The sequence below is a fragment of the Peribacillus sp. P4_B1 genome (assembly GCF_056402395.1).
This window is the reverse complement of sequence record NZ_JBFUHM010000024.1, coordinates 47465-68538: the sequence shown is the minus strand read 5'-3', so window position 1 is coordinate 68538 and position 21074 is coordinate 47465. Positions and strand designations below refer to the sequence as shown.

At 40.8% G+C, this 21074-nt stretch carries 19 protein-coding genes; 3 read left to right on the top strand and 16 right to left on the bottom strand.

Annotated elements, in window-relative coordinates:
* Positions 1–356: 356 nt before the first annotated feature.
* The 4 genes from AC1DVK_RS15230 to AC1DVK_RS15215 form a co-directional block, all read right to left on the bottom strand.
* Entirely contained in the window at positions 357–1112 is a 756-nt protein-coding gene (locus tag AC1DVK_RS15230; RefSeq protein ID WP_034314514.1) for a YjbA family protein, read from the bottom strand.
* A gap of 109 nt (positions 1113–1221) precedes the next feature.
* Entirely contained in the window at positions 1222–1992 is a 771-nt protein-coding gene (locus tag AC1DVK_RS15225) for a DUF2268 domain-containing putative Zn-dependent protease (RefSeq protein ID WP_061462095.1), read from the bottom strand.
* 132 nt (positions 1993–2124) lie between these two features.
* Positions 2125–3363 (bottom strand): beta-ketoacyl-ACP synthase II, encoded by a 1239-nt coding sequence (gene fabF / locus AC1DVK_RS15220; protein ID WP_477626810.1) that lies wholly within the window; start codon positions 3361–3363, stop codon positions 2125–2127.
* 53 nt (positions 3364–3416) lie between these two features.
* On the bottom strand, positions 3417–4352 hold the full coding sequence (locus AC1DVK_RS15215) for a beta-ketoacyl-ACP synthase III (RefSeq protein ID WP_061462093.1): 936 nt from the start codon (positions 4350–4352) through the stop codon (positions 3417–3419).
* A gap of 201 nt (positions 4353–4553) precedes the next feature.
* On the opposite strand from AC1DVK_RS15215, the gene AC1DVK_RS15210 reads away from it, so the two are divergent.
* A complete protein-coding gene (locus AC1DVK_RS15210) occupies positions 4554–4775 on the top strand; it encodes a hypothetical protein (RefSeq protein ID WP_089363674.1) in 222 nt (73 codons plus the stop codon).
* 42 nt (positions 4776–4817) lie between these two features.
* Here the strand turns inward: AC1DVK_RS15210 and AC1DVK_RS15205 are convergent, their stop codons facing one another.
* From AC1DVK_RS15205 to AC1DVK_RS15195, 3 genes are all read right to left on the bottom strand, one after another.
* Complete coding sequence (locus AC1DVK_RS15205) at positions 4818–5000, bottom strand: ComZ family protein (RefSeq protein WP_061462091.1); 183 nt, start codon at positions 4998–5000, stop codon at positions 4818–4820.
* Between the two features lie 272 nt (positions 5001–5272).
* On the bottom strand, positions 5273–6106 hold the full coding sequence (locus tag AC1DVK_RS15200) for a Rossmann-fold NAD(P)-binding domain-containing protein (RefSeq protein WP_410860731.1): 834 nt from the start codon (positions 6104–6106) through the stop codon (positions 5273–5275).
* A 102-nt stretch (positions 6107–6208) separates the two neighbouring features.
* Positions 6209–6931 (bottom strand): hydrolase, encoded by a 723-nt coding sequence (locus AC1DVK_RS15195; RefSeq protein ID WP_477626809.1) that lies wholly within the window; start codon positions 6929–6931, stop codon positions 6209–6211.
* A gap of 296 nt (positions 6932–7227) precedes the next feature.
* Between AC1DVK_RS15195 and AC1DVK_RS15190 the strand changes: the two genes are divergently transcribed.
* The gene (locus AC1DVK_RS15190; RefSeq protein ID WP_061462088.1) at positions 7228–7419 is read left to right on the top strand and encodes a YjzD family protein; all 192 of its coding nucleotides are present in this window, start codon (positions 7228–7230) and stop codon (positions 7417–7419) included.
* Positions 7420–7500: 81 nt separating this feature from the next.
* On the opposite strand, the gene clpB is transcribed toward AC1DVK_RS15190, so the two are convergent.
* The 5 genes from clpB to AC1DVK_RS15165 all read right to left on the bottom strand — a co-directional run bounded on the left by clpB (position 7501) and on the right by AC1DVK_RS15165 (position 14235).
* A complete protein-coding gene (gene clpB, locus AC1DVK_RS15185) occupies positions 7501–10092 on the bottom strand; it encodes an ATP-dependent chaperone ClpB (protein WP_477626808.1) in 2592 nt (863 codons plus the stop codon).
* A 235-nt stretch (positions 10093–10327) separates the two neighbouring features.
* On the bottom strand, positions 10328–11527 hold the full coding sequence (locus AC1DVK_RS15180) for an FAD-dependent monooxygenase (RefSeq protein ID WP_477626807.1): 1200 nt from the start codon (positions 11525–11527) through the stop codon (positions 10328–10330).
* 124 nt (positions 11528–11651) lie between these two features.
* The gene (locus AC1DVK_RS15175; protein ID WP_089363669.1) at positions 11652–12764 is read right to left on the bottom strand and encodes a cupin domain-containing protein; all 1113 of its coding nucleotides are present in this window, start codon (positions 12762–12764) and stop codon (positions 11652–11654) included.
* Between the two features lie 30 nt (positions 12765–12794).
* Positions 12795–13286: a DinB family protein gene (locus tag AC1DVK_RS15170; protein ID WP_410860723.1), complete on the bottom strand. Its 492-nt coding sequence runs from the start codon at positions 13284–13286 to the stop codon at positions 12795–12797.
* A 1-nt stretch (position 13287) separates the two neighbouring features.
* Positions 13288–14235 carry a fumarylacetoacetate hydrolase family protein gene (locus tag AC1DVK_RS15165; protein WP_410860721.1) on the bottom strand — a complete coding sequence of 316 codons (948 nt, stop codon included), beginning with the start codon at positions 14233–14235 and terminating at the stop codon, positions 13288–13290.
* A 405-nt stretch (positions 14236–14640) separates the two neighbouring features.
* Between AC1DVK_RS15165 and AC1DVK_RS15160 the strand changes: the two genes are divergently transcribed.
* Positions 14641–15399 carry an IclR family transcriptional regulator gene (locus AC1DVK_RS15160; protein ID WP_477626806.1) on the top strand — a complete coding sequence of 253 codons (759 nt, stop codon included), beginning with the start codon at positions 14641–14643 and terminating at the stop codon, positions 15397–15399.
* Positions 15400–15452: 53 nt separating this feature from the next.
* On the opposite strand, the gene AC1DVK_RS15155 is transcribed toward AC1DVK_RS15160, so the two are convergent.
* From AC1DVK_RS15155 to AC1DVK_RS15140, 4 genes are all read right to left on the bottom strand, one after another.
* Positions 15453–15632, bottom strand: coding sequence for a YjzC family protein (locus tag AC1DVK_RS15155; protein ID WP_061462081.1), 180 nt, complete (start codon positions 15630–15632; stop codon positions 15453–15455).
* Positions 15633–15905: 273 nt separating this feature from the next.
* Positions 15906–16856: an ornithine carbamoyltransferase gene (gene argF / locus AC1DVK_RS15150; protein ID WP_061465999.1), complete on the bottom strand. Its 951-nt coding sequence runs from the start codon at positions 16854–16856 to the stop codon at positions 15906–15908.
* 5 nt (positions 16857–16861) lie between these two features.
* Positions 16862–19981 carry a carbamoyl phosphate synthase large subunit gene (locus AC1DVK_RS15145; protein ID WP_477626805.1) on the bottom strand — a complete coding sequence of 1040 codons (3120 nt, stop codon included), beginning with the start codon at positions 19979–19981 and terminating at the stop codon, positions 16862–16864.
* Entirely contained in the window at positions 19974–21056 is a 1083-nt protein-coding gene (locus AC1DVK_RS15140; protein WP_410860718.1) for a carbamoyl phosphate synthase small subunit, read from the bottom strand. Before AC1DVK_RS15140 ends, AC1DVK_RS15145 begins: the two co-directional genes overlap by 8 nt.
* Between the last annotated feature and the right edge of the window lie 18 nt (positions 21057–21074).

Sequence of the window (21074 nt, the reverse complement as noted above, 5' to 3'; positions counted from 1 at the left end):
AACGGAATCATTTCAAGTTGATCTCGCTGAATTGAATCATGTTTAGAAAGCATCCTCATCACCTCAAGTTTTAATACTTCTAYTTTAAAACAAAAATGACTCCAGGCAAAAGTGTTTATCTAAAAGGTAAGACAAAGTTGATTGGARCGGGTGTTCGAGACTCCTGCGGGAAAAGCGCGTCTAGGGGAGACCCCGCAGGCGAAAGCCGAGGAGGCTCCCCGACCGCCCGCGGAAAGCGAGTGCCTGGAGTGGAAAATCAACGGCCAAATTGTACAACTCATAAAAAATAGACAAACTCGATTTTCATCGAGTTTGTCTACAGTCTGAGACGATCCTCATCGGATCGTCTTTTTTGTTCATAATATCGATGGGCTATCGCCAGCCTCCACTTGCCAAAGCTTTTCAAAAAAAGGCTGCCCCTTCACCAAGTTTTCACAAAGTTGAAGGTGCTTCTCTGACCAGCCTTCCTTCATTTCTTCATATAACTCAAGCCATGCAATCTGAAAATCCATTTCTTGAATGCTTTCATATTTTTCAGGAGCCCATTCTGTATACCAATAGCGGATTTCAGCAGTGTTTTTCGCCGTGAATAATTGGTCCATGGCCATGAATAGTAATTGCTTAAGCTGTCTTTCTTTTCTTGTCAACCCATTCATGAATAAGGGAGACGGCGATAAAATATGATATTCTTTCTCAGATGTAGGTTTTTCAGTAAAGGTGTAATCCATCTCATCATGGTTTTCTATCATGTCATAAACAATTTGTTCCTGCCGGGGAATTATTCTGCTTTTCCTAATCGGAATATGATAACCTATCGTATCAACAGCTAAAATTCCATTTCCATCAGTCACGATAAAACAATAGTCAAGCTGAATTCGTTCATGATTTTTCCTTGCATATGCTTTTTGATACACATCATTCAGCAATGGCTTAGGTAATTCTGACAAGTCGTTTTCTATGTAGTGGAACAATGTTGATGACACTTTCAACAAAGGAACTTGATCTAGTAGCTCGATCCCATCATCCTTCCTCCATTCATGAAAATGACAAATATTATAGCCGTTTTCTTCTCCTTCAAACCAGTTAACCCATACATCATGAAGATATAACATCATTCATCCCTCACTTAAACAAATTTCTGTTTGTCAATCAGTATAGGCAGGAACCATACAATTTATTCCTATTCCAGAAAACAGATTAAGAAAAAAAGAACGTATATAATTAGTTCTTTTTCGATAAGAATTCTTCAGATTGAATAATGAATGATTTTTTCACAGAGAGTTTTTCAGAATTTCTCACTAGGTAATAACCACTACAGTATCCAAGCATATGTGGGTATCCTTTCATTCCAAGCAGAAGGACATCATGAAGAGGATCTGTACGTTTTATTGTGTGCTTTTCTTGTAAATGCTTGCTCCAAAATTCTCGCAGTTTATCTTCCTGATATAATTTAGTCCATTTCGCTAAATATTTTGCTCCTAAATATTTACCCACAGTTCTTTCCGCCAGTCCTTCCATGATCATCGTATCAAGAAGAGTGAATTCTTTTTGATCCTTTTTCAAATGATGTAATCGGCAGACATGATGATATTCGTGAATCAATATGGCCTCCATTTCCTTTTCAGCTATACCCTTGTCGTAAAAAAGGAATAGTTTATCTTTAAATGCCAATCCTGACTTCGTTTCAACCATTTTATTCCACATCCCTGAAGACATGAGCGGAAAAATATATATGGGAACATCAGGCCCTCCCCACAGTTTCTTATAAGAAGTAAACAGGCTTTGTGTTTTTTCCCATGCATTATTTTCTTTTAAATGTTCCCATGTGAGTTTCGTTTTTTTATTTGGCGAATACATACCATGCTTCAATAAATGATGATAAATCATATTCGCATCAAGGGTATTGTTGAATGTACTTTTAAGTCTTTCCATCATCTGGACAGGGCGGTTGAAATCCTTTTTCATCCACTCATCAGTTAAAATAACTCCCATTTCTATACACCCCCGCTTCTTTAGACTATCGTATGATTTTAAAAGGGCGGTTGACACTTTTATATCCCTTGCATAACCTCTATAACACAAAAAGAGCAGATCCCAAGAGATCTGCTCTTCCTTCAATTTAATTTATTGATATTTTTTGAAAAGAATAGTAGCGTTATGTCCACCGAATCCAAGTGAATTGCTGATGGCGGCATTAATTTCGCACTTCCTTGCTTTATTCGGAACATAGTCCAAATCACACTCAGGGTCTGGTGTTTCAATATTGATCGTTGGAGGCAATATGCTGTCCCTGATTGCCTGAATCGTGAATATTGCTTCGACCCCACCGGCTGCCCCTAACATATGGCCTGTCATGGACTTAGTTGAACTTAATGCTAGTTTATTAGCATGTTCGCCAAAGACTTCTTTGACTGCCATTGTTTCATATTTGTCATTGTATGGCGTACTCGTTCCATGGGCATTCACATATTGGATGTCTTCCGGATTCAAACCTGCATCCTCAATAGCAATTTTCATCGCCCTTGCCCCGCCTTCCCCACCAGGTGCCGGAGCCGTTATATGGAAAGCATCTCCAGTTGATCCATACCCAGCTATTTCAGCATAAATCTTGGCCCCTCTATTCAATGCATGTTCCAGATCTTCCAGAACGATAATCCCTGCACCTTCCCCGATTACGAATCCATCACGATTCAGATCAAAAGGACGGCTAGCAGTTTGTGGATCAGGGTTGGTCGATAAAGCCGTATTTGCACAGAAGCCCGCAACCGACATTTTTGTGATTGGCGCTTCTGCTCCGCCTGTGATCATCACATCGGCGTCGCCCCGTTGAATGGCTTTAAACGCGTCACCAATTGAATTTGTTCCTGTTGCGCAAGCTGTTACCGTACATGAATTGATTCCTTTAGCACCCAGTAAGATTGACACCTGGCCAGCAGCCATGTCCGGAATCATCATTGGTACGAAAAATGGGCTCACCCGCTTATACCCTCTGTTTAAAAAGTTTTCATGCTGTGTCTCAAGTGTCTCCAACCCACCGATACCCGAACCGATCCAGACTCCGACACGTGCTGCATTTTCATCCGTTATTTCCAGCTTACTATCATTATATGCCATAACGGACGCAGCAATTGCATAATGGGTAAAACGGTCCATCTTACGCGCTTCTTTACGATTAATATATGTCTCTATATCAAACTCCTTGATTTCAGCAGCAACTTTAACAGGGAATTCTTCAGCATTCAAACGAGTTAAAGGACCTATTCCTGATTTCCCCTCGATTATATTCTTCCATCCAGTTTCTGCATCATTACCAACTGGTGATATTGCTCCAATACCTGTTACAACTACACGACGATTAGTCATTAAAAATGGCTCCTTCCTTTTTTTAAAGCTTTTATGTTTTGCTTCTTCTTTTTTTATTTACCCCATCTAAGAGCGATAGCGCCCCATGTAAGGCCACCACCAAAACCGACCATGATAATTAGGTCGTTGTCCTTGATTCTTCCTGCTTCCATTTCTTCCACAAGGGCCATTGGAATGGACGCTGAAGAAGTATTTCCATATTTATGAACCGTTTTTGTCATTTTTTCAATCGGGAGACCCAAGCGTTCCCTTGAGGATTCCATAATGCGTATGTTTGCTTGATGCGGTACAAGCAAATCCACATCTTCTTTTGTTAATCCAGCTTTATCCAACACACTTAGGCTGGATTCCCCCATCTGACGGACAGCAAATTTAAATACTTCACGTCCATTCATATGAATGAAGTCTCCATCCTGTAATAAGTGCTTCCCACCAGTTCCATCTGCGCCTAATTCAAAGGCAAGGATCCCTTTGCCTTCCGAAACAGGTCCAAGTACAGCTGCACCCGCTCCGTCACCAAATAGTACAGCAGTATTGCGGTCTTCCCAATTGGTTACCTTCGAAAGTTTTTCAACACCGACAATCAATACATGCTTATATGCACCTGTCTTAATGAACTGCTGTGCAGTGATCATTGCATACATAAAACCAGCGCATGCAGCACTTACATCCATTGCAGCTGCACTTTTCGCTCCCAATTTCTCTTGAATCATACACGCGACAGAAGGAAACGACTGATCCGGTGTAACAGTAGCTACAAGAATTAAATCTATCTCTTCAGCCGAAATTTTTGCATTTGCCAATGCAGCTTTTGCGGCTTCATAAGCCATATCTGATGTTTCAATGTCATCATTGGCAATTCTTCTTTCCTCTATACCTGTCCTAGTCCGGATCCACTCGTCAGAGGTATCCATCATTTTCTCTAAATCCGCATTTGTAACGATTTTATCGGGTAAGTAGCGGCCAAGCCCTAGTATTCCAGCGTTCATTTTGCCATCCCCTTATATTTTAATGAGTTATTATAAGCATCTATTATTACCTGGTACTAATTTTATATAAAAAAACACCTCCTTGCAAGAGATAACAGTTTGAAAGGATAAAAGAATCCGTTACTGAAGTCGGACAAATGCCTATGCCAAGGGATTTTAGGGACATACATTATAAATAAAAGGAGAAAAGGAGGAATTATTGTGGACATCTTCAATCACAACAACCGGAGTAACCAGGATGATCATTTTTCGAATTTGATGTTTGGCAGGAAAAGTGAACCCCAACAAGAGGAATCGAATGTTGATTACATGCAATTGATGGAGAGCGTTGAAACATTGATGGGCTTATACGGTCAATACAAACCGGCCATTGATAAAATTAATCTGAACCCATTGATCGCCAAGTTCTTGAAAAAAGAATAAAAAAATGCAGGCTGCCCTTTTATTTGGACAGCCTACGTTTAATTAACGCTGAGCATCTTGTTTCCCAAGCTCATAAGCTTCTTGCATTACGTTTTTAAAGAGCTCCATGAATGGCTCTGCCATCTCCATTGAGAATGGAATCCCGTTTGCTTCAAGCTTCGCTTTAGCCTCAGGGAAGTACTTCATGGCGATTCCCATAAATTCAAGAGTTTTATCTGAACTCATTTTGTGTTTCCCCCTATCATTTGAATATCAATATTATCATAATTCCAGATGTCCCTTTCGTAAAGGGCATAAATAAAAATCATGAATATCATTTGATATTAATTTCGGTCCTTGAACATTATAGTACAAAACATATAAGTTAGAGGCAAATATACAGTTTTGACCTTCTTAAATAACGAAAGTTCTCGAACACAAAAAAATTGTGATTCGAATGTTCTTTGTTCATAATTGCCCCCAAATTTGATTATCCGGATTAACCAGCCATTCCCTCTTCAATCACGTTTTCTCCACTTTTTAAGTAAGTTTAATCGTTTATTATGTTTTCTTTGTAAAGCAATGCCTTCTTCTGGATCTATTTTGCTAGGCACCTCAAATATTGATCCTTTATTGATTTTAGTTGTTGATCGGGAATTGAATGAACCCAAACTTTCACCAAATATTAACTTTGCACATTTATTCCAATGATCATCTATACTGCTGCACAATTGGATATCCCTATCGGAAGAGGAAGTAAGCACTTCTTCCAAAGCATTCACAAAATCAGTGATGAAAAGAGCATCCCCAGTATATTCGTTAGCAATCGCCGGTTTGATATCAGACTGACCAAGTTGATTGATCCCAGCTTCAAAGCTCATGCCTTCCGATTGCCAAGGTCCATAAATCGTGGGTAAAAATATGATTTTTGCAGAATCAATTCCACGAATCGAGCTTAATATGGATTGAAAAATACTGATCTCTTCTTCAATTGGCATGAAAACAACAAAATTTGGCGTTTCATTCGAGCCATTTTTTTTGCATTTTTCAATAAAGAAAACGATTTCGTCTATAAGAAAATCGATTTTACCCATCTTTCCGCTTTGAATATCGTAACAAGATATGAACACAGTGTCCTGCTTTGTAATATCCAATAATTTAAGCTTATTTATCGGAAAGTAAATATAATTTGAACTTCTACCTATTTCAAGTTCCTTTTCTTCCATAATATATTTACTTGCTTCGGAATCAGTCCAATCAATTCCGATTACTTCTTCCCCTTGGTTCAAAAAGTATTGAGCCACATAGAATCCCACAAATTGATAAGCGCCTATTACAATGTACGTTTGCATAAATACAGCCCCCTCGTATGCCATCCAGCCCACTTCATCCGGCACGTCTAGTTTTTTTAGATGCTGTATCGTATGCAAACTATTGTAGAAATATATCCATTCTCATAAAGACTCTTCATTCTCATTGAAAAACTTCTGTATTTGATAGGGTATTTTATACCGTTTTTCCGGTAATAAATACGTCAGCTGCAAGTCTGCTTTTCTAGCCAGTTGGATTTGCCGATAAAGGGAGGCTTGCTCTTTCCGCATGCTTCCAAAAACCTGAATCACTTTCATGGGGATTTTCTCAGCAATCACTGGATCTTCAGTGTCCATAATATGCTGTTCACATTCTGGTGGATCGAGCTCGTGTGCAGCAGCGACCTCAGACAGCCATTTTTTATAGAAGAACTTATTTTCCTTTTCCTTCTCCAGTTGTGCTTTCAAGGAAAAAACCGGATCAATCAATACAACTGAACGTATTTTATTTCCAAGTTCATTCATGAGCTTTAAGGCAAGGAGTGCTCCTGACCCCTCTGCCAATATATGAACCCTTTGATTGACTATTTCTTTTTTCATGAAGAGAATATATAGGTTAAGGGAAAGGTTCAATGCTTTTGGGCTTCCCCAGTTGGCTCCGTAAAAATTGGATGAAAATAGCGTGTATCCGTATTCCTTTAAATATTCCAATATCTCCAACCTGCCAGGATGCTGCAGCCAAAAGCTGCTGTCTTTATCGACAAAATGACTACGGTCTCCAATTACCAATACGGAAAAACCACTGGGCCGCTCTGGATAATAGATGATATTCCACTGGTCATCAATTTGAAAAGTTCGTTGTTCCATCGGTCAAACTCCTTTAAGGAATATTACTACTACTATATTAATTTATGACGAAAAATAGAAAGGGTCAGTGGAAATACCTAACTTCTTATCCCAAATTAACCAAATGGTGATGATTTTCTTTTATATTGGGTCCTATGATTTTCCATTTGACGTTTGGTACCAACTGGACTGTGCCTGAAAAGTTCTCTTATGATTTAATGTATGAATTATTTAAAGGTTATTATTAAAAACACGTTTTAACTGTATATTAATTATGGTAAGATAAAAATGAATGTAGTGGAATGAGGTGAAATTCGATGCGTTATGCTTGGGCAATTTTTTGGACATTCTTATTAGTGCATATGACTGTATATGTTGTTTCTTCCATGATCGGAGTTTCATACGATGCTAAACAGGGAACGATTTTAGGATTAGCTGCTGCTATCCTGATTTGCATCATCCCTGCTATTTTGCCTGCTGGGCCAGCAAAAGACTCTCATCAACATTAAGAAGCAAAAGAGGACATCCATTGAGGATGTCCTTTTTGTTATCCGTACTTTGCTTACGGTTAAACTCCATTTCAAACTTTTTTATATGAGGACCAATTCATCATCATCATAATCAATCGTTATTCCTTCTTCATTCAGTCCAACTGTGCCAGCTATGATTTTACGGGCGATCTTCGTTTCCAGATGCTTTTGGATGAATCGCTTCAACGGTCTGGCCCCATATACAGGATCATATCCCTGGTCCGCAATGAATTCCTTGGCCGCTTCAGTCACATTAAGGTTTATATTTTGTTCAGTTAACCTTACCTGTAATTGAAAAACCATTTTTTCTACGATTTCAACGATTTCTTGTTTAGTAAGCGGTTTGAATAAAACAATATCATCTACCCGATTCAAAAATTCCGGACGGAAATGCCCTCTTAATTCTTTAAAGACTTGATCTTTTATCTCTTCTTCAATTCCACCATCCACTCGGTTGGACTGCAACAAGAAATGGGAACCGATATTTGAAGTCATGATGATCACTGTATTTTTACAGTTTATGGTTCTACCTTGGGAGTCTGTTATCCTCCCGTCATCCAACATTTGCAGCAAAATATTGAAGACTTCCGGATGCGCCTTTTCAATTTCGTCCAATAATACGACAGAATATGGGTTTCTCCTAACTGCCTCCGTTAGTTGGCCTCCTTCCTCAAATCCAACATATCCAGGAGGTGCACCAACAAGACGGGACACGGAATGTTTCTCCATATATTCCGACATATCGATACGAATCATATGTTCTTCACTATCGAATAACGTTTCTGCCAAAGCTTTTACGAGTTCTGTTTTACCCACACCCGTCGGCCCCAGGAAAATGAATGAACCAATCGGTCTGTTTGGATCTTTAATTCCCGCCCTTGCCCTTAATACAGCATCGGATACGAGTTCCACCGCTTCCCCTTGACCTATTACGCGTTCATGAAGGATCTCAGATAGTCGAAGCAGCTTTTCCCTTTCACTTTCCACCAGCTTGCTTACAGGAATCCCCGTCCACCTTGCAACGATCGAGGCAATTTCCTCCTCCGTCACTTCTTGGCGAAGCAACCGTGATTCCTGTTTTTCCTTTTCCAATTCATCTTCCATGGCATCCAACTCTTTTTGAAGCTGTGGAATCCTTCCGTGCCGAAGTTCCGCTGCTCGGTTAAGGTCATAGTCATTCTCTGCCTGTTCCAGTTCATGACGCAACTTCTCAAGTTCCTCACGTTGATCCTGCACTTTTTGAAGCGCCGACTTTTCCATTTGCCACTTGGCTTTCATGCCATTCGCTTGATCCTTGAGTTCTGAGAGTTCTTTTTGAAGCACTTCCAGTCTAGCTTTGCTTTGAGGGTCCTCCTCATTCTTCAAGGCCGCTTCTTCAATTTCAAGTTGCATGACCCTTCTCGTGATTTCATCCAACTCAGATGGCATTGAATCGATTTCCATTCTGATCATCGCACAGGCTTCATCCACAAGATCTATTGCTTTATCCGGCAGAAATCGCTCCGTTATATATCGGTTCGAAAGGACAGAGGCAGCCACGATCGCCCGATCATGAATCCTGACACCATGGTGAATTTCAAACCGTTCTTTTAGCCCACGCAAAATTGAAATCGTATCCTCCACATCTGGTTCCGGAACCAGAACTTGTTGGAAACGACGTTCTAGAGCCGGATCTTTTTCAATATATTGTCGATATTCATCAATGGTTGTTGCACCTATACAATGCAGCTCGCCACGCGCAAGCATCGGCTTTAACATATTCCCTGCATCAAGTGCGCCATCCGTTCTGCCAGCACCGACAATTGTATGCAGTTCATCGATGAATAAAAGAATTTTTCCATCACTCTTCTTAATTTCATTCAATACCGCTTTAAGACGTTCCTCAAATTCACCGCGGAATTTTGCCCCTGCGACAAGTGCACTCATATCTAGTGAAAAAACGGTTTTGTCCTTTAATCCTTCCGGGACATCCTTCCTGACGATCCTTTGCGCCAATCCTTCGACAATCGCTGTCTTACCAACACCAGGTTCCCCAATTAATACGGGGTTATTTTTTGTTTTACGTGATAGAATCCGGATGACGTTTCTGATTTCCGCATCACGACCGATGACTGGATCGACCTTCCCTGATTTAACTTCAGCAACAAGATCTCTGCCGTATTTTTTCAGTACTTCATATGTGCTTTCAGGATTTTGACTAGTCACCCGCTGATTCCCCCTTACATCTTGTATAATCTGTTTTGCTTTTTCGTAATCGATTCCATGTGATGAGAATAGTCTGTTTATATTCGTGTTATTGCCTTTCAAGGACGCCAGCAGCAAATGTTCCACAGATAAATATTCATCTTCCCACTTCTGCATTTCTTTTTCGGCAACCGTCAAAATTTTCTGTAAGGAGGATGACATGTAAACCTCGGAAACACTTCCACTCACTTCCGGTAATCGATCCAATTCTCTATTAAGCCCTATATCAAACTGATTCATCGGTTTATCAGATTCCGATAAAATCCTGATCAATAAACTTTCATCCTGTTCCATTAATGCCTTTAATAAATGAAGCTCCGTCAGCTCGGGATTCCCTCTATCTTTGGCTAGTTCCTGGCCGCCAATGAATGCCTGTTGGGTTCTCTCCGTCATTTTATTCATATCCATCTTAAAACCTCCCATTCATCTATATCATGAACGAATTCACACTTGGTTTGACCAACTTTGACCTTTATATTTTCATTATACTTCTAATTTCCCCCATGTAAAGGAAAGTTATAAAAAATGCAGGGAGGTATGGAGGATAAACGAAAAAAACCTTTCTTCATATAGAAGAAAGGCCAGACCCATTTGTAAAATGCATAAAATCCCTTAGCACAGTATTTAGATGAAACAAAACGGATTATGCCTTCACAGCCGTTTTATTGTAACCATGAAATTGATCGACGAATTGGAAATCCTTGTCCGTGCGACCTGTAAGAATCGTATCTCGGAGCAGAATGCCTGCATCGGTCGTATTGTGAATGATTTCCCCCCACATTCTTGCGCTTGTTTGAACATTAGCCGTACGCGGAATGCGTTCCTCTTGATATTCCAAAAATGCCTGTTCAATGTTATTTCCATGCTTATGAAGCATATCCGACAAATAAGCTGCATCTTCTAACGCCTGGCAAGCCCCTTGTGCCAAGTATTGAAGCATCGGGTGTGCAGCATCGCCCGTAAGCGTAATTCTTCCTTTTGTCCAATTATCAATTGGTAATCGGTCATACATCGGCCAGCGGCGTTGTCGTTGAATAAATGAAATCGCATTCTGAACAAGCTCACAAGTTCCGGCAAATATACGGTCCATTTCTTCCGGGGTTCCCCATTGATCTGTTTTTTCGTTTTCTACCGTGTATTGAGAACTTTTGAACACCACTACTTGGTTGTATAGTTCCCCCCTTCTAACCGGGTACTGAACAAGATGAAGGTTTGGTCCAATCCACATATATACATCATCTAAATCTCCATGGCTCGTAACCTCTTCCATCGGGATCGCTCCTCTGTATGCAACATATTGCGAGCAGACCGGTTGATCTTCGACAAAAAGTTTCCGTGCTTTGGACCATAATCCATCAGCTCCGATGACAGCCGTTCCTGAATGTTGGGACCCATTGGCAGAAGTAACCGTCACTTCCCCTTCATTTTCCACTGTATCAATAATCGTTTGGTTCGTTACCAGTTCGATATACGGGTTATTTTCACAGGCTTCAGCCAGTACTTTATGCAAATCGGAACGATGCAAAACAACATACGGTGCTCCATATCTTTCCTTATAAACATCACCTAAATCCAAAGCGGAAAGCTCTTTGCCTGAAAAGGCATCCATCAGCACCAATCTTTTTGGAAATACTGCAATTTCATTGATTTTATCCATGACGCCTAAACGCTGTAAAACGTTGGTGGCATTTGCTGCAAGCTGAATCCCTGCACCAATTTCACCAAATTCGGGAGCTTGCTCCAAGACTTTTACATACTGTTTTGTTTCTGCGATTCCTAAAGCAGTTGCCAATCCGCCAATTCCTCCACCGATAACGATGAATGGTTTTTTTTCTGTGTTCATCATCAATTCCCCCTAAATTAGTTGCTTTTAGCCAAAGTTGCGAAACAATATATAAGTAAGCGTTTTCATTCGACTGGCATATATATTCATCAGGATCAAGATGAAAGCTGCAAACAGATTATTTTCAAACCAAAACCGGCCTGAATTCACTTTCAACCTTTTGGAAACCATTGTTTGCTTCAAATGCCTGTTGCTGTTCTAAATCGAATCTCTCCATTATCGGTAGGTCGTTTACCGAGAATAAGTAAGAATCCGCTTCTGCAATGTGCTCATGCCAAGCCCAATTCGGAACGACGAAATAATCTCCCTTGGACCAGTCAAAACGCACTCCATTAATGACCGTATAGCCTGAACCTTGGTGCACTTGATAGATTGTGGAATGGGTATGGCGATGTGCTTTGGTATGGAAACCTTTTGGAAGTTTCTGCATCCATGCCCCCATCGTCGGATTGGCCGTTTGTCCATTTGAAGGATTGATATATTCCACTGCAAAACCTTCATATGGATCTGGTTCAAAGTTCATTAATCCTTCTATCGCTGCTTTGGTTCCTTTCCACTTGTAGTTGGCAAGCGGTGCCACTTGTGAATAACGGTCGGATACTGGACGAACCATCCCGCCTTGATAACGGAGCTCCGAAAAATTATCCGGCCGTTTAGGCGTTTCAATCCGGTCTGGGTATGGTTCAAAGAAAGTGCCGCCTATGGAATAGATAGTTGGAATATCAAGGGCGTCCATCCAAATCATCGGTTTTTCGCCAACATGACCATGACCATGCCATAGGTTTTTAGGCGTGATCAAGAAATCTCCTTCTTCCATGAAGATCCTTTCTCCCTGCACGATGCTGTAGGCACCTTCACCATTCGTAATGAAACGGAGAGCACTTTGAGAGTGACGGTGTGAAGGAGCCACTTCACCTGGCAACAACAGCTGAACCGCTGCATAAAGCGTTTGTGTTGTCGAAGCCCATCCCCATGGCTGACGATAAGTTAAGCCAGGGTTTTGAAAATAAATGGCCCTGCGCTCCCCTCCTCGATCAGGTGTGAAGATTTCTGCTGCTTCCATCAACTTTTTTGTCAAAAGCTCTTCTTTCCATAAATAAGCATGGGCATGAGGTTTAGGTTCATGGTCCATCAGGGCGGGAATGGCTTCCCACAGAGGCCCAAGGTTATACTGCTGGATATCCTTTGTAAAATCTTTTACGATTGTACTGTTCATGTATTCCGATTTTTCAGCCATATTAATCCCTACTTTCTTTTTTATCTTTCCTCACTGGATTTTAGAAAGATTTCGCTTGATTTGATCATAGTGTCCTGAAACATGCTCATCGATGAAGTGATCCACAATATAAGAAACTGGTTTGTTTCCGAATTTAGCGAAATTCCGGTGTGGCGATTCTTTAGAGAGTGCTTCTTCTTCTAAATTCCCAAGCCTGCTCTCCACTTCATATTTAAGCTCCTCCACTTGCTTCAAGACATCATCAACATCAAGTTTGTCAATATCACCGACTGCTGCCAATCGGGCTGGATCTTGCAATCCACGCCCCCATTTGGCCCCAGGCTTTGCTATTACCGTTTCCACTTCACCTAACCAATAAGGAATGGCTTCAGCTAAATGGGAAAGTATCTGCATGATGGACCATTCCTCTTCTGTAGGCTTTAATCGGATCGTCTCTTCCGGAAGGTTTGCGGCTGTCTCAAGAATGTGGTCGATTGATTGTTGAACCGATTGGATTGATGTCCCGATCTCATGATAAGCCATTTTATTTTCCCTCCCCGACACGTCGAACACGGTTTTCAAGATAACCTATTTTGTCGATTTCGATTTTGACAACGTCACCATCTTTTAAGAACACTTGTGGATCACGGGCCACTCCTACCCCACCAGGTGTTCCTGTAAGAACAATGTCACCAGGTTCAAGCGTCATTAAATTCGATAAGAATTCAACTAAATATTTCACATCGAATACGAAGTTGGATGTATTCGTTTTTTGGCGTTCCTCACCATTTACAGTTAATCGGACATTTAAGCCAGATGGATCGGGTAGCTCATCGGATGTGACTAACCAAGGACCCATCGGAGCACTTCCTTCAACCGTTTTCCCTTGAAGCCATTCAAGTGTACGCCTTTGGATATCACGATACGTAACATCATTGGCAATTGTATAACCCGCTACATAATCAAGTGCATCTTCTTGTGAAACATTACGTGCCTTTTGTCCGACTACAAAAGCGAATTCCGCTTCATAATCCAGTTGTTCAGAAATCGGGAAAAACGGAATGTCATCCTGCGGACCGATTACTGTATTGGCGAACTTTGCGAATACCACAGGGAATGGCGGTAATTCGCGGCCCATTTCAGCAATGTGCTCACGGTAGTTATGTCCTACACAAATAATTTTACCTGGCTTTTGGACAGGTGCCTCAAGCTTTATATCTTCAATTGGATGTATCAATTTATGTCTGAATGAATCACGATTGTTAATTGCGTAGTCAGCAGCCTTTTTAGCGATGGAAAGGCTTTCATTCCCTCCCTCTAAAAATGCCTCCATTGTTGCAGGTACATATGCCTCAGCGATTTGTTCACTGCGAAGTTTCCCTTCGCTTTCCAGAAGCGCTTGATAGGCATAGTTCAAGTCAACTACTACATTATTCGGGTAAATTGCACCAATACGTTTAAATCCTTGAATACTGAAAGTTACTAATCTCATATTTCATTCTCCTTTATTAATCTCGATTTTTTAAAGAACCTCTTCTTGATGCCACGATCCTAATTTGCGGGATAATTCTTTTAGATTCACTTCACAAACCAGAATACGAATGACTGTGCATCTACCAATTTCACTTATAGATAACACTGTTCACTATTTATATAAATAATAACTTAATTTTCGGAATATTGTCAAGAAAGTATTGCAAATTTTTGTGCAAATGTTATCATCTACACCATTATGACTACTTCGGAATCAATAAAATGGTCCGCTAAAGTTATTTATTTAAAAGGAAAGTATATTGATAGCTTCAAGCAGCCTCCGGTTTTTCTTGCTAAATTTCATTTAAATTTTAAAGATTCTGATATACTAGACCTAAATTAAACTGATTAGGGAGATTGACATATGGAAATCGTAAAATCTGGTTCGACAATCCAATCATTACAAATAGGTATGGGCATTATCGATTTACTTGCTTCCCAAAGAAATCCTTTAAGATTCTCTGATATTCAAGAATTAACGGAAATAACGAAGAGTAATCTCTATAAATATTTGAATACTTTGACTCAACTCGGGTTACTTTATCGTGATAAGACAACAGGTATGTATCACCTTGGGAGCAAATTGATTCAATACGGCATGGCAGCCATCGGAAATGAGGACGTCACGAGCAGAATAACCCCTTATTTACAGGCAATCAGTCACCATACCTCTTGCACAGTCCTTTTTTCCGTCTGGACATACGATGGACCAATCACGGCAAAAATATGGAATTCCAACCAAAACTTAAACATCGGGGCCCAGTTAGGTACGCGTCTCCCCCCATCATCCTCTTCAGGAAAAGTATTCACAGTTTTTCAGGATCCTTCCTTGACAGCGGACTGGATTGAAAAAGATCGTCATGTTACAGGCTCGTTCCTTAAAGAAACAAATGAATATGATGAAATTCGGAAATACAAAATAGCTTTTGCCAAAGAGCCTCTTGTACCATCTGTTTCCTCAATGTCCATTCCAGTTTTTAATTATAATTCAGAATTATTGGGAGCGATCACTGCCGTTGGATTCACTGAAAGCATTCCAGATCATTACGAAGATCCCTTAAGCCATTATTTAAGAAAGAGCTATTTGGAAATTTCGAAAATTTTCGGTTTTACCGCTGAATAGAAAAAAGCAGGAAAAAGGATAGCGATCATTCCTTTTTCCTGCTTTTTAATTTTTCATGGCTTTCGCTGATATGTCCATATCCGGTTATGATTAGACGTTTCAGGAAAGGCATCCCCTGCATCAAGCTTAACCATTTTCGGATTCACTACCGTGCTGCCCGTTTCACCGATTTCTACATAGGTCCCATTATTAGGTGCCTTCTGGCCTGGCTTAAATTGACGATTTTGCCCCATAGATTTCACCCCTTTACATGCTTTCCTTGTTATTATTACCAGGTTACTTTCTTTCATGTCTGAAAAATTAAGGAATACAGGAAATTCGGCTGAATTAAAAAAGCGTCTGTTCTCTGAGCAGACACTTAGACTGATAGACCCAAGTATTGATCCATCCAGTTATTATTTCTCTAACTGCTACAAATAAAATCAAAAAGGTTTCGGAATGGGACCATTCCGAAACCTTTTTTTCTACAAACTGAGCGACTGCTCTCTAAGCAGACACTTTTTTGGTTAAGACATTAAATCCACTAGAACCGCCTTTTGGGCATGAAGACGATTTCCTGCTTGGTGGAAAACGACGGAATTCGGTCCATCGATGACTTCAGCTGTTACTTCTTCTTCCCTGTGAGCAGGGAGGCAGTGCATGAATAAATAATCTTCTTTGGCATGTTTCACAAGTTCACTATTGATTTGATAATCTTTAAAGGCTTCTAAGCGAATACTATTCTCGATTTCCTGCCCCATGGAGGTCCAAACATCGGAATAGACGATATCCGCATCTTTTATAGCTTCTGAAGCAGAGGTTGTCACCACAATTTCACTGCCAGTCTCTTCTGCCACTTTTTGAGCATAGGCAACGACCTTTTCATCAGGTTTGTAGGCCTCAGGACATCCAATGGAAAAATCCATTCCCATTTTTGCGCAGCCGACCATCAATGAATTGGCAACATTATTGCCATCTCCGATATAACTCATCTTCAGGCCTTTTAGCTGCCCTTTTATCTCGATGATCGTCAAGAAGTCAGCAAGTACCTGACAAGGATGTGCAAGGTCTGTTAACCCATTGATGACTGGGATAGAGGCATTTTCCGACAACTCTAGGATTTTTTCATGCTCGAAGGTACGAATCATGATTCCATCAATATATTCGGAAAGGACTTTTGCAGTATCGGAAATAGTTTCCCCGCGTCCAATTTGCAAGTCATTACCACTTAAGAACAAAGCGTGTCCGCCAAGCTGCATCATGCCAACTTCAAAAGAAACACGGGTACGGGTAGACGATTTTTCAAAGATCATCCCCAGCGTTTTCCCTTTTAAAGGAGTATATTCCTCGCCAGCTTGCAATTTGCCTTTAATGGTCTGTGCCAGCTTTAACAAATCCGCTATCGCAGTGGGTGTTGACTCCTTCATGGTCAAAAAGTCTTTTCCATTTAAAATCTTCGCTTGTGTCGGTGTCGTCATTGAACTCATACTTGTGACACTCCTTCCGAATATGATACAAGCCATTCCTGAAGCGAAATAACCCCTGGATCAGCATTTTCTAACGATTGTAGATAGGCTTTGAAAGTCTCTTCTTCCGTAAATGCCAGAAGGCGATATTTTGCTGCCATTAACCTTAGCTTCTTATCTTCTTCTGTTGTTCCATATGCCAAAACGACCGATGCATTCCCTTCATTTAACCATTTATCAAAATTTGAATCCCCTAGTGTCAAACCTGCTTCACTGATTTGCACTAGCAAATCTTCGCTTAATTTGACTGATTTGGATTGATAAACACCTGAATTATGATTAGCATTTTGAGCATGGAATACTTTTGTCAATGCTTCTTTTACCGTTACTCCGATGGCGATTCCTTCACCAGTTGATTTCATTTCCGGACCTACCTTTGAATCAAGGCCGCTTAGTGCAAATGTAGAGAATACTGGATATTTGACGACTGCATATGGAATTTCTTCCATTAAGCCCGTTTTTTCGAACACATTCGACAATGAATATTTCCCAAGCAATATTTTTGTCGCTATTTGCACCAAGGGTACATCGGTGACTTTACTGATGATTGGAATTGTCCGACTGGCGCGAGGGTTTACTTCCAATACATATACACTATTTCCTTCAATCACGAATTGAATGTTCATAAGTCCTTTATAACCAAGCTCGATTACTAGTTTTTTCGCATATAGGGTCATTTTATCTTTGATTTCATTGGTTAATGATTGGGCTGGCAGTAATGCCATGCTATCCCCTGAATGGACGCCTGCTTTTTCTACATGTTCCGCAATGATTGGAATATATACATCATTTCCATCAGCAATCAAATCGATTTCGGCTTCTTTCCCTGGAATATAAGAATCGATCAATACGGGGTATGCAAGTGCAGTCCCATTTTCCATTCTATTCAATAAGCTTTCCTTGGAGCGGATGATTTCCATTCCTTGGCCGCCAATTACATATGATGGGCGTAAGAGTACTGGAAAACCGATAGCCTCTGCACGGTCAATTAATTGTTCTTCACCATAAGCCATCGAACCCGGTACATGAGGAATATCCAGTTTTTGAAGAAGCTGATAAAAACGATCACGGTCTTCTAATTGATCGAGTGTATCGAAGGAAGTCCCCAACAAATTGATACCGTAATCTTCCAGACCTTTTGCCAGGTTTATCGCAGTCTGCCCACCAAATTGGACGATAACATCTTCAATACCTTCCGCTTCTATTACATTAAGAACGTATTCCAGAGTTAACGGCTCGAAATAAAGGCGGTCTGCCGTGGCAAAATCCGTACTTACCGTTTCCGGGTTATTATTAATCATGATCGTTTCAACATTTTCATCCTGGAGTGCATAAACCCCGTGAACGGAACAGTAATCAAATTCTATTCCCTGTCCAATCCGGATCGGGCCGCTGCCAATCATCAAGACTTTCTTTTTATCCGTTTTTTTCTGTTCGTTCTCACCGAAATATGTTGAATAGTGATAGTTAGTATGTGATTCGAACTCGGCTGCACATGTATCAACCGTTTTGTAGACAGCCGTAAGGCCAAGTGACTTCCGGTGCGCTCTCACTTCCAGCTCGCTTACATTCCATACGGAAGCAAGATAGCGGTCTGAAAAGCCCTTTTCCTTATATGACTGCAGTTCTTCCTTTGTTACCTGATCGATTCTCCTAGCTTCAATCTTCATTTCGTTTTGGATCAATGAATCAAAGGATTTAAGGAAGAAATAATCTATGGTTGTGGCTTCATGGATTTCTTCAATCGTCACGCCTTTTCTAAGCATTTCAAAAATGACAAATATTCGCTCATCAGATTTTTCGGCAAGCTTCACCCAAAGCTCAAGAACGGTTTTATTTTTCAGCGATGATAGCTGCAGTCCATTCGTTTTTAATTCCAAAGAATCGACGGCCTTTTGGACTCCCCCCTCAAAACTGCGGTGTAAAGCCAGCACTTCACCTGTCGCCTTCATTTGTGTTCCCAATTTGCGGTTGGCGGTCTTGAATTTATCGAATGGCCATCTCGGGAACTTCACCGCTACATAGTCAAGAGCAGGTTCAAAGCTTGAATATGTGCTTTTCGTTACAGGATTGACGATTTCCGATAAATGGTAGCCAACAGCAAGCTTTGCAGCTATGCGTGCTATGGGATAGCCTGTTGCTTTGGAAGCTAATGCCGATGAACGGCTGACGCGTGGGTTTACTTCAATTAGATAATATTGTTTGCTTTTCGGATCAAGTGCGAATTGAATGTTACAGCCGCCTATGATACCTAAAGCAGAGATGATTTTAATTGAAGCGGAACGAAGCATCTGAAACTCATCGTCCGATAAGGTCTGTGATGGTGCCACAACGATGGAATCACCAGTATGGATCCCTACCGGATCAATATTTTCCATATTACAGATAGTGATGCACGTATTGATGCCATCTCGCATTACTTCATATTCGACTTCTTTAAATCCAGCTATGCTTCTTTCAATCAAGCATTGTGTAATCGGGCTTTCTTGGAGTCCGCCCCGGACAAGTTCCTTAAAGGTATCCAATGAATCAGCAATCCCACCGCCAGTGCCGCCGAGTGTATAAGCGGGACGAACGATGATCGGGAAACCGATTTTTTCGGCAAAAGCTATCGCTTCTTCAAGAGTATGGACAATTGTACTGTCGGGAACGGGTTCACCTATTTCAAACATCAGCTCACGGAACAGTTCACGATCCTCCCCTTTTTTGATGGAGTCGATCGGAGTTCCCAATAATTTGACTTTATATTTTTCAAGTACTCCAGCATCATCCAATTGATAAGCAAGATTCAATCCTGTTTGACCGCCTAATGTAGCCAGCAGGCCATCCGGCTTTTCTTTGGAAATGATCTTTTCCAGTACATCAACTGTTAAAGGTTCGAAATAGACAGCATCCGCATTCATATCATCAGTCATGATTGTTGCCGGATTGTTGTTGACCAGTATGACTTTATATCCTTCTTCTTTTAAAGCGAGGCAGGCCTGTGTACCTGCATAATCAAATTCGGCGGCCTGCCCGATGACAATTGGCCCCGAACCAATCACTAAAATGGTCTGTATCGTGTTGTCCTTAGGCATAGGCTTTTTCTCTCCCGCTATAATCATTTATCATTTGTAAAAAGTCGTTAAAAAGAAGTGAACTCTCGATGGGTCCTGGATTAGCCTCCGGATGGTACTGGGTAGTGAATATTGGCAGGTTTTCATGCATAAGCCCCTCAACTGTGCTATCATTCACATTCCTGAATCTCACTTGAAGAGATGTTCCTTGTAAGCTCGGTTCATCAACCTCATAACTATGATTTTGAGAACTCATATACACCTGTTTCGTTTTCAAATCGACCACGGGCTGATTCGCACCCCGATGTCCAAACAGCATTTTTTTTGTATTTCCCCCAAAGGCTAGGGCCGTTAATTGATGACCGAGACATATGCCCATCGTCGGGAAATTCGTAATGACCTTCTTTATGTTTTCTAAAAGGTATTCAAGCTGTTTTGGATCCCCAGGCCCATTTGAAAGCAAAATACCATCCGGCTTCAAGTCCTTGATTTGTTCGAACTCAGTATCGAATGGAACGACTGAAACTCGGCAGCCTTGTTCAATCAAAGAATCCAATATGGATTTTTTATAACCGAAATCAATCATCACCACATGCTTGTCGCCTTCTCCAAAGCTCTCGACCACCTTTGTGGATACCTCAGATACATGGGCTGATAAACAAACCTGGCCAGGTTTGATAGAAAATTTTTCTTCGGCTGTGATGACAGCCTGCATGGAACCTTCCTGTCTTATATTTTTAACGACCGCTCTTGTGTCAACATGGCTTAAAAGCGGAATGTTCCACTTGTCTAAATATTCACCAAGTGAATATTTAGCTTGATAATGGGAATGGCTCATATTCCCTTCATATACAATAACACCGGCAACATGTGGCTTCTTACTCTCAAAATCATTTTCATTGATTCCATAATTTCCGATTAGAGGATATGTGAAAACGACAATTTGGTCCTTATATGAAGGATCTGTCAATACTTCTTGATATCCGGTCATCCCTGTAAAAAAGACAATCTCTCCATTGATTGCTTTTTCAGTCGATTTAGTCAGCAGTTCCCCTTCAAAGACGGAACCATTCTCTAAATATAGAAAGTTTTTCATGATCTTCACCTCTTTAGA